The organism is Cyanothece sp. BG0011 (assembly GCF_003013815.1).
Classification (GTDB): domain Bacteria; phylum Cyanobacteriota; class Cyanobacteriia; order Cyanobacteriales; family Microcystaceae; genus Crocosphaera.
In genome coordinates this window covers 1-13,960 of record NZ_PRLH01000103.1, presented here as the reverse complement: position 1 = coordinate 13,960, position 13,960 = coordinate 1, and the positions used below count along the sequence as shown (strand labels likewise).

At 42.9% G+C, this 13,960-nt stretch carries 11 protein-coding genes; 3 read left to right on the top strand and 8 right to left on the bottom strand.

Annotated elements, in window-relative coordinates:
• Positions 1-280 precede the first annotated feature (280 nt).
• Positions 281-1,810, top strand: coding sequence for a photosystem II chlorophyll-binding protein CP47 (psbB, locus tag C4E06_RS13805; protein WP_107668599.1), 1,530 nt, complete (start codon positions 281-283; stop codon positions 1,808-1,810).
• Between the two features lie 199 nt (positions 1,811-2,009).
• On the top strand, positions 2,010-2,207 hold the full coding sequence (locus tag C4E06_RS13800; RefSeq protein WP_107668598.1) for a hypothetical protein: 198 nt from the start codon (positions 2,010-2,012) through the stop codon (positions 2,205-2,207).
• A 79-nt stretch (positions 2,208-2,286) separates the two neighbouring features.
• Here the strand turns inward: C4E06_RS13800 and infB are convergent, their stop codons facing one another.
• The 4 genes from infB to rimP all read right to left on the bottom strand — a co-directional run bounded on the left by infB (position 2,287) and on the right by rimP (position 7,641).
• On the bottom strand, positions 2,287-5,319 hold the full coding sequence (gene infB / locus C4E06_RS13795) for a translation initiation factor IF-2 (protein ID WP_107668597.1): 3,033 nt from the start codon (positions 5,317-5,319) through the stop codon (positions 2,287-2,289).
• 204 nt (positions 5,320-5,523) lie between these two features.
• Positions 5,524-5,787, bottom strand: a complete 264-nt coding sequence (locus C4E06_RS13790; protein ID WP_107668609.1) for a YlxR family protein — start codon at positions 5,785-5,787, stop codon at positions 5,524-5,526.
• 65 nt (positions 5,788-5,852) lie between these two features.
• The gene (gene nusA / locus C4E06_RS13785; protein ID WP_107668596.1) at positions 5,853-7,151 is read right to left on the bottom strand and encodes a transcription termination factor NusA; all 1,299 of its coding nucleotides are present in this window, start codon (positions 7,149-7,151) and stop codon (positions 5,853-5,855) included.
• Between the two features lie 34 nt (positions 7,152-7,185).
• Positions 7,186-7,641: a ribosome maturation factor RimP gene (gene rimP, locus C4E06_RS13780; protein WP_107668595.1), complete on the bottom strand. Its 456-nt coding sequence runs from the start codon at positions 7,639-7,641 to the stop codon at positions 7,186-7,188.
• A 577-nt stretch (positions 7,642-8,218) separates the two neighbouring features.
• On the opposite strand from rimP, the gene C4E06_RS13775 reads away from it, so the two are divergent.
• The gene (locus tag C4E06_RS13775) at positions 8,219-8,446 is read left to right on the top strand and encodes a DUF167 domain-containing protein (RefSeq protein ID WP_107668594.1); all 228 of its coding nucleotides are present in this window, start codon (positions 8,219-8,221) and stop codon (positions 8,444-8,446) included.
• Positions 8,447-8,511: 65 nt separating this feature from the next.
• Here C4E06_RS13775 and C4E06_RS13770 read toward each other — a convergent pair whose 3' ends face one another.
• The 4 genes from C4E06_RS13770 to C4E06_RS13755 form a co-directional block, all read right to left on the bottom strand.
• On the bottom strand, positions 8,512-9,324 hold the full coding sequence (locus C4E06_RS13770) for a squalene/phytoene synthase family protein (protein WP_107668593.1): 813 nt from the start codon (positions 9,322-9,324) through the stop codon (positions 8,512-8,514).
• Positions 9,325-9,743: 419 nt separating this feature from the next.
• The gene (locus C4E06_RS13765; protein WP_107668592.1) at positions 9,744-12,191 is read right to left on the bottom strand and encodes an EF-hand domain-containing protein; all 2,448 of its coding nucleotides are present in this window, start codon (positions 12,189-12,191) and stop codon (positions 9,744-9,746) included.
• 488 nt (positions 12,192-12,679) lie between these two features.
• Positions 12,680-12,973 (bottom strand): hypothetical protein, encoded by a 294-nt coding sequence (locus C4E06_RS13760; RefSeq protein WP_107668591.1) that lies wholly within the window; start codon positions 12,971-12,973, stop codon positions 12,680-12,682.
• 133 nt (positions 12,974-13,106) lie between these two features.
• Positions 13,107-13,715: a hypothetical protein gene (locus C4E06_RS13755; RefSeq protein WP_198648678.1), complete on the bottom strand. Its 609-nt coding sequence runs from the start codon at positions 13,713-13,715 to the stop codon at positions 13,107-13,109.
• Positions 13,716-13,960 lie beyond the last annotated feature (245 nt).

Here is a 13,960-nt window from a genome sequence, read left to right as displayed (position 1 = left end):
TAGACTCAATTTTAATGCTTCTGCTCCGAGTTAGAACCACCAACTAGAACATATAAACTATGCAATTCTTACTACAGGAGACGAAAAAACTTGCAATTGAGACTAACAATAGTTACACTTCTTTAAATAAATTTCATTTTCTTGGCATAATGTAGGTTAGCTGACTTTTGGGTTGTGAGAGTTGTTTGACAGCGATCGCCCGACATAAGTCACATAACCTTAACATCCATAAGAAAAAAACGTCGAAGTAGACATATTCTCAACAGGAGGAGCGTAGTCAATGGGACTACCTTGGTATCGAGTTCACACAGTTGTTCTGAATGACCCAGGACGCTTAATTTCCGTCCATTTGATGCACACTGCCCTAGTGGCTGGTTGGGCAGGTTCTATGGCACTTTATGAGTTAGCCATCTTTGATCCCAGTGATCCCGTGCTTAACCCCATGTGGCGACAAGGGATGTTTGTGCTTCCCTTCATGGCCCGTTTAGGGGTTACCGGCTCTTGGGGTGGCTGGAGTGTCACCGGAGAAACCGGCGTTAACCCTGGTTTCTGGTCCTTTGAAGGTGTGGCAGCTGCTCACATCGTCTTATCTGGCTTATTATTCCTAGCTGCGGTTTGGCACTGGGTATTCTGGGACTTAGAGCTATTTATTGATGCTCGGACAGGGGAACCCGCCCTGGATCTTCCCAAAATGTTTGGGATTCACTTATTCTTATCTGGACTCCTCTGCTTCGGTTTTGGAGCCTTCCATTTAACCGGACTCTGGGGACCGGGAATGTGGGTATCTGATCCCTACGGTTTGACGGGCCACGTCCAACCGGTGGCACCGGAATGGGGGCCGGCCGGTTTTAACCCGTTTAACCCTGGGGGTGTGGTAGCTCACCACATTGCAGCCGGTATTGTGGGCATTATTGCTGGTTTGTTCCACTTAACGGTCAGACCGCCAGAACGGCTCTACAAAGCACTGAGAATGGGTAACATTGAAACCGTGTTATCCAGTAGTATTGCTGCTGTGTTCTTTGCTGCTTTCGTGGTTGCCGGAACCATGTGGTACGGTAACGCGACCACCCCTATCGAACTCTTTGGACCGACTCGTTATCAATGGGATAACGGTTATTTCCAACAAGAAATCGAGCGCCGGGTTGAATCCAATATCGCTGCTGGTGACAGTGTCTCGGAAGCTTGGTCTAAAATTCCCGAAAAACTGGCTTTCTATGATTATGTCGGCAATAGCCCCGCTAAAGGTGGTTTATTCCGTACCGGTGCGATGGATAGTGGTGACGGTATCGCTAAAGAATGGTTAGGACACCCTGTGTTTAAGGACAAAGACGGTCGTGTTTTAACCGTTCGTCGGATGCCTAACTTCTTTGAAACCTTCCCCATTGTCTTAACCGATGCCGATGGTATTGTTCGGGCTGATATTCCTTTCCGTCGGGCTGAGTCTAAACTCAGTATTGAGCAAAGTGGTGTTACCGCTACCTTCTACGGTGGTGCGTTAGGGGGTCAAACCTTCACCAACGCTGCTGATGTCAAGCAATTTGCTCGTAAGGCGCAGTTAGGTGAACCCTTTACCTTTGACCGCGAAACCCTCGGTTCTGACGGGGTATTCCGTACCAGTCCCAGAGGTTGGTTTACCTTCGGACACGCAGTGTTTGCTCTATTGTTCTTCTTCGGTCACATCTGGCATGGTTCTCGTACCCTGTACCGTGACGTATTTGCTGGTATTGATCCTGATCTCGAAGAACAAGTGGAATGGGGTCTATTTGCTAAGGTGGGTGACGTAACAACCCGTACCAACGCTGAAGGCTAATCTAATCATGCTTTCTCCCTAAACATCCCATCCGTTAATTTTAGAGAGTCAAGGAAAGAAGATCCTTGACTCTCTCTTTTTATGAATTTGTTAAAGTTTCGACAAATTTATGTAATCGTTTCATGAAGTATGTTATAAATTTAGGTATATTTCGGGAAAACATCTTTAGTGTCATTCAGGGTAGCACCCTGGTAATGTTATGCAGTTAGGTCAAATTTTGCTTCAGAAAAAGTGGATTTCCTCTGAGCAACTCGAAGAAGCGATCCAACTCCAAGCCTCTCAAAAAAACCGTATTGGGGAACTACTTCTCCAAAAAGGCTTAATTGTTAATAATCAATTAGAAGCGGCCTTGAAAGAGCAATATTGGCGGAAAAATGGTTTTTGGGTGATTGACTAATTCCTATTTTAGATTTTAAATAATTTCAAAAATAAAGCCCCTACCTTTAGGTAGGAGCTTTTTGTTTTCTGTACAGGGTTTAGCTGGATTTTCCGGCTAAGGTACGGCGTTTCATGACCAGTTCGTAGGCTTCGATAATATCCCCTTCTTCCCAATCATTAAACTTATCGACACCAATACCGCACTCGTAACCAGAATTCACCTCTCGCACATCTTCTTTCATACGCTTGAGAGAATCGAGCATTCCTTGATACACGACCTTGTCACCTCTGTGGACACGGATATGACGGTTACGAACCACTTTACCCGATTGTACATAACAACCAGCCACAGCACCGCGGCCCACAGGGAACACAGCCCGCACTTCGGCTTGCCCTAAAGGTGATTCGACTTCTTCGGGTTCGAGTAACCCTTCCATAGCTCCTTCAATATCATCGAGGAGTTTATAGATAATATCGTACTCACGGATATCAACCCCTTCGTGATCCGCAGCGGCCCTGGCCCCACTGGCTAAGGTGGTATTAAAGCCAATGATGACTGCGCCACTGGCGGCCGCGAGATCCACATCCGTTTCCGTTACTTCCCCAGGAGAAGCCAGAAGCACCCGTATTTGTACCTCATTTTGAGGTAACTGTTCTAGAGAGCCTAAAATCGCTTCAACAGACCCTTGAACATCCGCTTTGAGGATGAGATTGAGTTCTTTTAACTCCCCTTCTTGTGCCTGGGCTGATAAGGTACTTAAAGTCACCCGACGGGAAGACATGGCTTGTTGCAGACGGGTTTGACGTTGATTGTCCGCATTGTTCTCAGCGATGGTGCGAGCTTCTTTTTCACTAGGATAAACGGCAAATTCATCCCCGGCGGCCGGAACACTATTTAAGCCCAAAATTTCCACCGCAAAAGAAGGAGAGGCTTCTTCTACCTTGTTACCGCGATCGTCGATCATGGCTCGGATTTTACCGAAAACCGAACCCGCTACAATGGCATCTCCCACCCGTAACGTACCATTTTGGACTAACAGGGTAGCTACTGGTCCTCTGGTTCGGTCTAAATTCGCTTCGATGACCGTTCCTTTGGCTAAGCGATCGGGGTTAGCCACCAATTCTTCTACTTCTGAGACGAGGACGAGCATCTCTAATAATTCATCGAGATTTTCACCTTTCAAGGCACTGACAGGCACCATAATGGTTTCACCGCCCCATTCTTCAGGCACTAAGCTCAATTCAGAGAGTTCTTGTTTAATGCGATCGGGGTTAGATTCTGGTTTATCAATTTTATTGATGGCCACCACAATGGGAACCTCTGCTGCTCGGGCGTGACTAATAGCTTCTCTGGTTTGAGGTTGTACCCCATCGTCAGCAGCCACGACCAGAATCGCCATATCGGTTACTCTGGCCCCTCTGGCCCGCATGGCGGTAAAGGCCTCGTGACCAGGGGTATCTAAGAAGACAATTTGTTGAGTTTCCCCTTCATGCTCAATATCCACATGATAAGCTCCGATATGTTGGGTAATGCCGCCTGCTTCTCCTTGAGCCACTTTGGTTTTCCGAATGGAGTCGAGCAGGGTGGTTTTCCCGTGGTCTACGTGACCCATAATGGTCACCACAGGGGGACGACGTTGTAGATTTTCCAAGTCCTGCTCATCGAGCATTTCCGTATTTTTCGTAGCTGCTGATTTCGCTTCAGGAATTTCTACCTCAATATCAAAGGATTCTGTGACCATTTTGGCCGTATCTTGGTCTAAGGTTTCAGTGATATTGACCGCAATTCCTTTTGAGAACAGATGTTTAATAATTTCGGTCTCAGCAATTTGCAATTGTTCTGAGAGTTCTCTGACGGTTAAGTTGCGATCGAGAACAATTTTTTCGGGCTTCTGACGAGCATCTGGCCGTTCTCGACGTTCAGTTCGATTCCGTTCAGGAGGGCTATCGGCGGTTTTGAGGGTGGGTTTTTTCGGTTTTTGGGTGTTCGTGTTGGGTTTTGTCTGAGATTTCGGTTTAGGAGGACGGGCTGTGGACAGACTTAAACTGAGAGAAACAGGATTAGCATTGAGTTCGGTTTCAAAATCGTCCTCCTCGTCGTCGATGGGTTGAAAACGACGTTTTGCTTTAGTTGAACTCTTACTCTTACCTTTGGGTTCTTGTTCCTCTTCATCCTCATCCCAATCTTTCCGTTTTGAGATACGGGGAGGAGAGGGACGTTTTAATTGGGGTTTAGGCTTGAGGACAGCATCGAGGGTATCATCATTATCCTCTTCCTCATCAACCATATCTGACCCTGGCTGGACAGAAGGGGCCACGAGGGCTGGGGCTTTTTCTTCCTCTTCTGCTTGAGGGGGAACAGGACGTTTTAAGTCAGGTTTGTTCAGACTCGGCTTTTTGAGATTTTTTTGAGTGGGTTGAGTCTCCTGGGACTCCTCCGGTTTAGAAACCGTTGGCTTTTGAGCTTTATCTTTGGGTTTAGGGGGGGTATTTTTCGAGGTTTTCTTAGGGGGTTTAACTTTATTTTTCCCTTCCCCAGACGATTTAGTCGGTTTATTTCTAACCGGTTTACTGATGGATTTTTGGGAGACCTCTGAAGAAGACTTCTCTGGGGGTTTAGGTAATTGAGGAGGTTGTAATAAATTCGCTGCAGCAGGTTCGGGTTCTGCTGAGGGTTGTTTGGGGGGTTGTTCTGGAGGAGAAGACGGTTTAGAGGGGGGTTGAGGGGTGGCTTTTGGGGGTTGGGCAGCAGTGGGAGGGGTTGGTTTTTGGGGTGAGTTAGGAGACACTGGCGGTTTAGGGGGAACAGGGGGACGAGGGGACTTCAGATTAGGTGATGAGGTTTCTGAAGGCGTAGTTGCAGCACTGGGACGAACTTGTTTGTGATGAATGGCTAAAATTTGTTGTTTTTTGTCCCCTGTCGCTCCTCCATCATTGGCGTGAGAGGTTCCTTGTTGAGCAAGATATTTGTCAACCATTCCTTTAATTCGTTCGGCATCGGATTCGGTAATTGTGCTGCTGTGGCTTTTAACAGCAATATTTAGCTGTTCACAAATTTCTAAAATGTCTTTGTTTTCTAAGCTCAATTCTTTTGATAAATCGTAAATTCTGACTTTGTGTGCGTTTTTCATCCACTATCCCCCTGACTAGGTTTTGGCTACTGTAGTTGTTCAAGTCGCCTATAAAAGCGACGGCTAAGCTCTTGGGTTGAGCTATTGGTTTTAGGTTTAATAATCATGACTACGAAAACAATGTTCTCTCCTATGCTAACGACAATCTTGGGTTTGTTCCCTAAATTTTTTCCGAAATTCTATCTACCTAAATCATGGCAAAAATTAGGTATCCTCAACAAGTTCTCCTAGACGTTCCCACAGTTGTTGGTAGATACTATCAGGAACAGAGGCTTTAAGTCCCCGTCCTAAACGATTTTTTTGGCCCGCTAGGGTTAAACAACTTTTGTTAGGACAGAGATAGGCCGATCTTCCCATCCCCTGATCTAATTGTACCTGGCGAGACGGATAGACTCGTACAATTCGCCAAAATGCTTCTTTAGGAGCGACTCGGCGACAACTAATACAACGTCGATAATTGGGTTTCATGACAATTTCTCTGGACATAGAACAGAAATTGTTGGGTTCTCAAGCCCATCAAACAAACGGGAGGGTTAAGATAAGGTGGAATTGTCTAACTCATCGGAACTGTCGAGATCCGACCCTTCGTCAAAGTTTTCGGCTTCAACAGCAGGGTTCATAGACTCTAATTCCGTGTCATCCCCTTCGTCATATTCTTCTTCTCTAGTTTGGGCTTCTAGTTGTCTTTTTTCGGCCTCAGCTTTATAAATCGCTATATCTTTAATATCGATTTTCCATCCGGTTAAACGGGCAGCTAGACGAACGTTTTGGCCTTCTTTCCCAATGGCTAAACTGAGTTGATCTTCGGCCACCAATACTAAAGCGTGACGTTCTTCTGCATTTAATAATACAACTTCATCCACTCGAGCCGGACTCAAAGCGTTGGCAATATAGGTGGCAGGGTCCGGAGACCAACGAATAACATCAATTTTCTCTCCTCTAAGTTCGTTGACCACTGCTTGAATACGAGATCCCCTAGCCCCAATACAGGCCCCAACTGGATCAACGTCTCGTTCGAGAGTATCCACGGCAATTTTGGTTCTTGGTCCGACATAACGAGAGGGAGGGTTCGCTTCCCTTGAAACGGCCACAATCCGCACGATATCTTCTTCAATTTCGGGAACTTCCACTGAGAACATATCCACCACTAAACCGGCAGCCCCACGGGAAACCAATAATTGTGGCCCGCGATGGGAGCCTTCTCTGACTTTTTTCAGTAACACTTTAAACGAAGCATTAGCCCGATAGTTATCATTGGGCAGTTGTTCCCGTCTGGGTAAGATGGCTTCAACTTCTGGCTGGCCAAAGGCACTTTGAACCGCGACAATAATATCTTGTCGCTCAAACCTTAACACTCTGGCGTTGAGAACGGTTCCTTCTAATTCGTGAAATTCTTCTTGAATGAGTTTACGTTGTTGATCCCGTAATTTTTGTAGTAGCACTTGTTTGGTTTGAATGGCGGCCATGCGACCAAAATCTTTTTGTTCGGGGGTCACATCGAGAACCACTTCGTCTCCAAGTTGAGCTTCTGAGGCCACTTCTTGCACTTCTTGGAGAGAAATATGATGATCGGTATTTTCTACCTCTTCGACAATTCGTTTGGTGGATAAAATACGAAATCCTTCCTCTTCGGTATCGAGTTCGACCTCAAAATTATCAAAATATTCATCATAATATTGTTGACGATCTAGATTTTGGGAACGGCGAAACCGTTCATACCCTTTGAGTAACGCTTCTCTAAGGGCTTCTTGAACGGCTGTTTTCGGTAAATTATGCCGTTGACTAATTTCTTCAATCATCTGGGTTAACCCAGGTAAACTAACTAATGACATCTTAAGAAATCCTCTCTTAGCTCTTCAATTTTGGTTAGTCTGCTAATTGCACTTGTGTAATGACAGCCCAAGGGATGGCGATCGCTCGTCCTTTACGATTGAGATAGACTGCTTTGTCATCTCGTCCCTGGAGTCTTCCCTGCCATTGTTTTTTGTCCTTATAAGGAGGGTTAGTGGTAACGTTGACTTCAAACCCCTTAAAAGCAACAAAGTCCCGTTCACTGCTCAAATATCGAGAAATCCCAGGACTCGAAATTTCTAAAACGTAGGCCCCAGGCATAATGGCGGTTTCGTCTAAGACGGCTTCTAAGGCGCGACTCACTTGTTCACAGTCGTTTAAACTGGTATCACTGTCAGGGTTACGGATATCAACCCGCAGCACGGGAGGACGTTTATTGGTTTGAAAAACTACCTCTACTACGTCTAACCCCATTTCCTGGACAATGGGGGTGGCTAAATCGATAATTTGTGGAATCAAAGGATGAGTCATGATTCAGACCATAAAAAAAAGCGGGTTATTGCCCCACTCCCTTTACATCTCAATAAATTGGGAATATACGGTATTAATTACCGTTTGAATGTGTGTCAAATTATTAGTTTAGCAAATCTTGTCTCACAACGTCTGGTTAGACAGACTTCAATGGATCACAAAGATCCGAGTTGGGATTGCAGGGGAGTAGGGAGTAGGGAGTAGGGGAGACTGTATGAACAATGAGCAACAGGGCTTTAATTTGCCTGTTGCCACCCCCTCTAACTCCCCCTTTGGTTAGGGGTAGAACCCTTGCCTCTTGCCTGGTGCGTAGCACTATACTAAGTAGATCACAAAGATCCTAGTTAGGATTGCGGGGGAGCAGGGAGACCGGAGCGGAGGAGAAAGAAAATAGAATAAAAATAAAAAATTAGGGAATCTGATTGAGATTCTTAGAGATTTATAACCTTTTGAACTTTTATTTACTCTAAAATACTTTAAAATAATCTCCCCTTCTCCCCACTCCCTGCTCCCTTGCAGCCCAAATAAGTAAGTTTTCGATCTACTGATACTGAGACTATTCTGTGTTAATTGTTCTATGTTGCTCAAAATTCAGGTTAAGGTCAAACCCAACGCCAAACAACAGAAAATAGAAGAAATTGCTGAAAATCATTTTAAAATTGCGGTGAAATCTCCCCCCACCGATGGCAAGGCTAATCAAGAACTGATTAAAATACTAGCCCAACGGTTTAATGTACCAAAATCTCACATTTCGATTAAATCGGGGGTTTCTTCCCGTAATAAATTAGTTGAAATTGACACCTAAAAAAAGAAATAATCTCTCCGAGGAGAGACTTAACAAAAAAATAATAATTTTGAGGTAATTCTGCTTTAACGGGTCACCTGTTGTACCAATGCCATGACATCACTACGACTGAGTTTTTCTTTACCTAAAGCCATGACTTCTAGGGTTCCGTGGGCTAAAGCTAAAGGAATTTTACAAAAATCTAAAGCAGGACCCGGCCCTAAAGACTGGGTGTAAAGATCCGCTAATTTCAGGTTATCACGGGCATATTGATGGACATCTTCAATCTTCCAGCCTTGGGGAATAAAATTGACCCCTCGGCGCAAGTCTTCTCGATGATTTCGCACAATATTGACGGCTTGTAATCCTCTACCAAAGCCGATGGCATATTGACGGTTGGTTTGAGTGCCGTCGTACCAAGCCCATAAATCCGATAATAGCAATCCCACTGCACCAGCAACACTAAAGGTATATTGGTCTAAATGGGCTTTGGTGCGGATTGTCCAGTTATTTTCTGCCCAATAGGCCATGCGATCGGCCATGGCTGCGGTGGCATCCCACACTCTCGGAGCAATGGTTTCTGGGGCTAACATCGCCCATTGTCCCAACCGCAAACTGACATCGGGTAAACAATGACTATAGGGAATTAATCCCACGGAAAAGTCTTCAATTCTTGACATTTCCACGGCTGCTTGTAAATTAAGGCTCATTTGTCGCAAAATTTTGGCCTTGGTGAAGTTATCGAGATCGGGGTGATCTTCGACTTCATCAATAGCCCGCATACAAAGGTAAGCGGCAGCCACTGCATCCTGTAACCCACCAGGAAGACGACTGATGGGGATATAAAAGGTTCGACTGGTGTCTCTAAGAGTCTTTAGAGCATTATTGCGTAAATTCATTAATTTCACTCCTCACGCCAACTTTAAGCATTAGCATACACTTACTTATCTGTGAGATCCCACTAAACGATTGTGAAGTTCCTGACAAAGGGAATTTGGGGGTTTTATCATGAGAGTTAGAACGTAGGACGGTATTTTGATAAAGATGGTGTCCATTGTATTATGGTTCGCCAAAATTTGCCGTAATCCTATCTTCAATCGTTCTGAGTGGGAACTTAAACCCTCGAAATCTGGTTATTTAAGGGGATTCGTCGGCTTGAGGAATGGACAATAGAGACGTTGTGAGTCACAAAACAAATTAAGGTTTTTTTAACCCAAATTACACTGATATTTTGCATCAGTACACGACAACTAAATAAACCCAAAAAAATCTCCCGATTAAACATCGGGAGATAATTAAATTAATAAAATTAATCAAGTTACACAGAATGAACAGTATTTTTAAACTGTCCAAAGAGTTCACAAAACTCTTCATAACTGATCTGATGGTCGCTGTTTTTGTCAGCTAACTTCAGCATTTCTTCGATTTGACTGTCAGACAAGCTGATATCAATATCTCGTAAACACAAGCGTAATTCTTCGAGATTAATGAAACCAGAATTATCCACGTCAAAGCGACGGAACCGCTCAAACATTACCTCTTGAGGATGTTCCGTTAATTCTTGGTGCAGTAAAGTGGTAAAGTTGGCAAACGAGATATATTCACTCTTCGGGGTTCCTGTAATCATATCCATGACTTCTTGAACCCGTTCAGCAGAATAAGACCGACCAATGGCCCTTAATAAAGAGTGTAACTCTACAGCAGAAAGGTTATCGTTACCGTCTTTGTCAAACTTACTAAAGGTATTGCGATAAAAATTCATTTGTTCATCGCTAATTTCTCCCAGATTACAGGCGGGATTAATTTTACCTTCAGCAAGGGCATCCAGGTGTTCAATGGCACTCAACGTATAGGCCATGGTTTGCCACAGTTGATGAGGATTTGAGTGTAATAAGATTTCCTCTTCTTCTTGAGAGGTAATTGAATATTCTTCCCGTATGTCCTCAATGGATTGTAACTCTTCAGGAGATAATTTATTGAGAAGGTCATTAAACGCTTCAAAGGGTTTTTTCCCGGTCATGACATCAAACAAGTCTAAAACGATCGCTTGATGGGGATGTTCTCTTGAAGACTCCATAATGGTGTCGAGTAAAGCTTGACGATAGCTTTCTTGACGTAACCAATCTTCATGGTTTTGGTGATGTTCAATGTCGATGAGGAAGGGATCTTCAACTTCTAATTCGGTTAATAACAGTTCGTGTTCTTGATCCGTAATATTGAGTTCTAGACGCATTTGACGCATCATTTCCAGACTACTGCTGCTATTAACATAGCCTTCGGCCATGGATTCTTTAAGAACCCCTTTATAAGCTTCGATTTTCTTCTCTTTATCGAATCCAGGTAGCACTTTGGCCAAGACGTAAACTTCATCAGCATTGAGATCGTCTAAAGCGCGGCCATCCAGGAATTGAGAAACATTGAGTTTGAGTTTGTTGAGTTGTTTCCGTAATCTTGTGGCCAAACTTTCCCGTTGATATTGGTAAGGATTTCTGGGCCAAGTGCGATATAACCAGAGACCACTACACACGGCCATAACCACAGGAAAGAGATACTTTAACTGAGGGGGTAACATCCGCACAAAGTTACTGCCACCAAAGATGAAGAAGAAGTTAAAGATAAAGAAGGTACACAGGGTAAACATACGGTGACGAACCACTTCGGTACTCACCAATTTATGGTTACGGAATAAATACCCTTTATACAGTCTTTCTATTTTGCATCCGAGATAGTAGCCGGCTAAACCAAATAAACCAATGGTTAAAGGAACGGCGACAATTTTAGGAATATTGATCAGATTCCCAAAAATATAAAATCCGGGGTTAAATAAAGTGGCTAGTTGGTTTTCTTGGTGGGCCCAAGCTGCCGAGATTAAATATTCCCAATTGCCGGCAAACAAAAAGGGATAGACGAAATAACCAACGGTTAATCCCACATAGGCGTAATAAAGCCATTGTTGTTTGGGATGGGTAACATTTTCCCAGTAGGAACGCTCTGCATCAATATCCATACAGGGACTATGACAAGCAACACAAGCACTTTGTTCTTTACCCTCTGCGTTAATAGTCCGACACATGGATTGAGTGACCAATTGGCGATCGCCGGTATGGGCCCGACTGTTGAGGAGTCCTCTCGGTTCGGCAAATACCTGTTCAACCGGGGCCATGGGGCAAATAAATTGACACCAGGATTTTCCTGCAAAAAAGTAATTGACCACCATCGCTGACAGAATGGTTCCAATTAAAAATAGTCCCAAAGCAATGCGGTTAGAATTGACAAAGAGGATTCTCGCTGCAATCCCGATAAAAAACAAAACCAGTTGTAGGTAGAGGTGATTCTTGGCCAGCCAGGAATTCGGGTCAACTTTGACCAGTTCATGACGAACTTTCCCGGTCTGAGGATTCACCTTTTTTCTTGTTCTTTGAATCCCTAAGGCCCGAGGAATTTGGGACATGAACGACAAGGGGCAAATTCGCCGCCATGCTTCATGGCCAAATACCATCAACACGAATACCCCTGTCGGCACAATTAACGCCCAAAACATAATCGCCCCAATGGGATAGGGTTGTTCCGGGAGACATTGCCCTTGTACTAAAACGCAATCGTAGGGCGTAATATTACTGATACTCAGGGGACTCCAGGTATGTTCTGGTAGGGTTAACCAATAGGAAATCGGGTCATAAAATAAGGAGGTAATTAGCAATAACCAACCTAATGCGAGAACCCATCGCACTCGGTGCATATAGCGTTCAGGAACTTTCGCGAACATAATTCTGAATAACTTGTAACTGTAGTTTCTAGGTAGCGATTAGAATAAACACCAGTGATAAGCAATAGGACAAGGTTTAAAGTGATCTGTGAAGAAAGGGAACTCCGAAACGGTGAATAACTAAAGGTTCTGGCTTTCTTGATATTGCTTCGCACAGAGTCGTTTATTTCTGTCCGACTACTTAGTTATAAGGGTTTCAATGAGGTGAACACATTGATATTCCAATCCACTCCTAACTGTTTCTATCTTGAGTGATTGTTAAAAAAGATTTTGTAAGGAAAGTATCAAAAGACCCCTTTGCCTTAATATTTCTTAATGTTTTGTCCGTGATCTCTACGGGGAATAAAAAGCTAAAAATTTTATAATAATTAATGATTATTCTTATGTAGGAATTGGTAAAGATTAGGGAACAGGTTCAGACCCTTGACTCAAGAGAAACTGATAACATTCAGCAGGGTTTTGTTCCCTAGGGGTTCTAGAGATGAGGGTTAAGAGACAATATTTTTCCATCCCATTAATTTCTTACCTAAACGAAAAACAATAGCATTGCCTAATCCTAAGGATTGAACCCCTTCGACTAAAGACGGTTCCATCTCTTTGAGAGAGTGTAACATATGAGGACACTGTACAAAATCAAGACAGACAACCGTTGAATGATTCCAGGGTTCACGGAAAATTTGACATTGAGAAGGAAGGAAACTCATTTGTGTCCGAAAGCGGTTAATGACTGCTTTTTCGAGTTCCTGACTTGTACACTTAAAAGGGAGTTGTGGATTATTCATGCAATCCTCATCATTAATTTCAGGGAAATTTATATCCTTTACTAAGGTAACACTTCGATGAAAAAATCATTGTGATTGTTTTAACTAACTTTTCTATTTGTTAAGATTTCAAAAGTATTTAAGATTACACATATTAGGGGTCTTGTTCTTGATTTTTTAATAAAGGTTTAAGACCTTGTTTGGGTATCCATTGAATTGCACCAATTTCTTGTATCCAATACCATTCAATATTTTGTTTTGTTAGTTCTTTCTGCATAAAGTTTGAAAGATAATGGGTTGAGATAATAACCAGTTTGACTTTCTGTGTTTTAAAGGATTGTATCCAGTTTAAGGATAGTTTTTTTCCTGACCACAAAATTATCTCGGAAGATTGATGACGGGTTGGGATCATTAAGTTAGGGTCTTTTTGTTGACTATCTATCCATAACCAGGATTGATTTTTACTTGTCCATTCTACGACTAAGGGAATTTGATTTACTGCTTTTATACGGGTCGAATTTACTTCAATTTGGGTTTGATCTTTAGTTAATTTATCCTCATCAAATAGATTAATGATCGTTGCAATTTTTATTTTATTTTCAAAATCAGATAAAGAAAAATTATGATGATTATTAGTTATAATCATGGTGTCAATTTGATTAACCCCTTGCTGATATAAAAAAGGTAATAAGCTATAGTTTATATCTGCCTCATCCCCTGGATTTAAAACGGTCACGTGACCTCGATCTTGAATGATTATCATAGGGATTGAATTCCCTTGCAAAATTGTAATTTTAGACAAGAAAATATTTTTATAGATAATTGGAATTATCAGTAGTACAATGATTATTAATCCACTTATTTTCCAATGTTTTTGCAATTTTTTATTTAACCAAATTGTTAATAAAATTCCATAAATTATAATCAAAACAGACAAAGATATTTGTCCGACGGCTAAAGCGCTTAATTTTAGTTGGGGGATTTGTTGAGCCGATTGTAATAAAATTT

What these genes read in the sequence shown, in the direction of transcription:
- psbB (WP_107668599.1), top strand. Translation starts at nt 281, where the DNA reads ATGGGACTACCTTGGTATCGAGTTCACACAGTTGTTCTGAATGACCCA.
- C4E06_RS13800 (WP_107668598.1), top strand. Translation starts at nt 2,010, where the DNA reads ATGCAGTTAGGTCAAATTTTGCTTCAGAAAAAGTGGATTTCCTCTGAG.
- infB (WP_107668597.1), bottom strand. Translation starts at nt 5,319, where the DNA reads ATGAAAAACGCACACAAAGTCAGAATTTACGATTTATCAAAAGAATTG.
- C4E06_RS13790 (WP_107668609.1), bottom strand. Translation starts at nt 5,787, where the DNA reads ATGAAACCCAATTATCGACGTTGTATTAGTTGTCGCCGAGTCGCTCCT.
- nusA (WP_107668596.1), bottom strand. Translation starts at nt 7,151, where the DNA reads ATGTCATTAGTTAGTTTACCTGGGTTAACCCAGATGATTGAAGAAATT.
- rimP (WP_107668595.1), bottom strand. Translation starts at nt 7,641, where the DNA reads ATGACTCATCCTTTGATTCCACAAATTATCGATTTAGCCACCCCCATT.
- C4E06_RS13775 (WP_107668594.1), top strand. Translation starts at nt 8,219, where the DNA reads ATGTTGCTCAAAATTCAGGTTAAGGTCAAACCCAACGCCAAACAACAG.
- C4E06_RS13770 (WP_107668593.1), bottom strand. Translation starts at nt 9,324, where the DNA reads ATGAATTTACGCAATAATGCTCTAAAGACTCTTAGAGACACCAGTCGA.
- C4E06_RS13765 (WP_107668592.1), bottom strand. Translation starts at nt 12,191, where the DNA reads ATGTTCGCGAAAGTTCCTGAACGCTATATGCACCGAGTGCGATGGGTT.
- C4E06_RS13760 (WP_107668591.1), bottom strand. Translation starts at nt 12,973, where the DNA reads ATGAATAATCCACAACTCCCTTTTAAGTGTACAAGTCAGGAACTCGAA.
- C4E06_RS13755 (WP_198648678.1), bottom strand. Translation starts at nt 13,715, where the DNA reads ATGATAATCATTCAAGATCGAGGTCACGTGACCGTTTTAAATCCAGGG.